The organism is Arenibacter amylolyticus (genome assembly GCF_002150785.1).
GTDB lineage: Bacteria > Bacteroidota > Bacteroidia > Flavobacteriales > Flavobacteriaceae > Arenibacter > Arenibacter amylolyticus.
On sequence record NZ_MTAZ01000087.1, the window covers coordinates 1 to 1,248 of the forward strand.

Consider the following 1,248-nt stretch of genomic DNA (forward strand, 5'->3'; position numbering starts at 1 on the left):
GGTGGCTGAGCATTCTAAGTTAAAAACAAATATTTAAGCAGCTAATTTAACAAAAGGTTCTTCTCTTTTAGCCACGGCAAAAATCCTTAACACCAATTTGTTGGCAACTGCATTTATTACGCTCATGTGGTGTTTGCCTTCTTTTGTCTTTCGATTGTAATATGCCTTAAGTTGGGGATCGTGCTGTACGGCGCTAATAGCGCCTTTTGTTAAAATAGCCTTCAAAGTTTTATCTCTCATAAAGTGAGTTCTTGTTTTACCTCTTATACTGCTTCCGGACTGATGGGGAAAAGGTGCTAGGCCGCAGTGACAACTGAATTTTCTCGGGTTGTCGAACTTAGTGAAGTTATCGGTTTCCACTATGCATTTTGTAGCAATGACCGGACCGACCCCGATAATTCTGGTCACTTTCTTATAAATTCTTTTTAATTCATGGTCTGCCTCAATGATCTTTTGCATTTCACTATCAATTTTTTTAATGCTTTTTTGAAGGAACCCATAGTGCTTTCTTTCTTCTTTGATTAACATTTTTACATCAAGGGTCCGATTTAATATCTCATTGGCTTTTAAGCTATTCTGCACTTGGACCGACATCTTTACATAACGTTCCCTTGCGGTGATAAGAGCTTTCAGCGTCCTCAGGTTTTTTGACGGTAGCCGGTAAGGCGTCAATTTGTGACTTTTTACTATGGCGTATTCTGCAATGCGATAAGCGTCTTTTGCATCACTTTTTCCTCTCTGGATACCCAATGATTTTTTAAGATCCAAGGGGGTTATTAGGTATAAAACAAATCCCTTTTTACTTAGACAGCTTATCAGGGCAGAGCCGTAATGGCCAGTGTGCTCCAAAGCAAACACTGTTGTGTTCTTGTCAAACTCTTCAAGCCAATTTGAAATGGCACGGGAATTATTGTCAAGCACACCTTTGAATTTTACTTGCACATTTTCTTTGTCAAGGCCACAATAGTCTAAAGTGTCCTTCGAAATGTCGATACCTGTAACTAGATTTTTCATAACTTTGTTTTGGCTATTAAAAACCTGAAGAACCAAAAGGTCTGTGTACTAACGCTATTAATAAGCCTTTAAGCTTAACATTCTAAATGGTACCAAAACCTAAGAAGGGAAAGGACTGATGCTCAGGTTAAATCTAAAGTTTAACAGTCGAAATAGTTCACCTTTTCCTTCTGGTTTTTCAGAAATTTAATATGATTAAACTTCCTCTAAATATACGATGCTAAACTAATAGCG

The 1,248-nt window shown here is 37.7% G+C and carries 1 protein-coding gene; it reads right to left on the bottom strand.

The window, feature by feature from the left end; genetic code table 11:
- Window positions 1–33 precede the first annotated feature (33 nt).
- The gene (locus BV214_RS16510; protein WP_086478598.1) at window positions 34–1,014 is read right to left on the bottom strand and encodes an IS110 family transposase; all 981 of its coding nucleotides are present in this window, start codon (window positions 1,012–1,014) and stop codon (window positions 34–36) included.
- Between the last annotated feature and the right edge of the window lie 234 nt (window positions 1,015–1,248).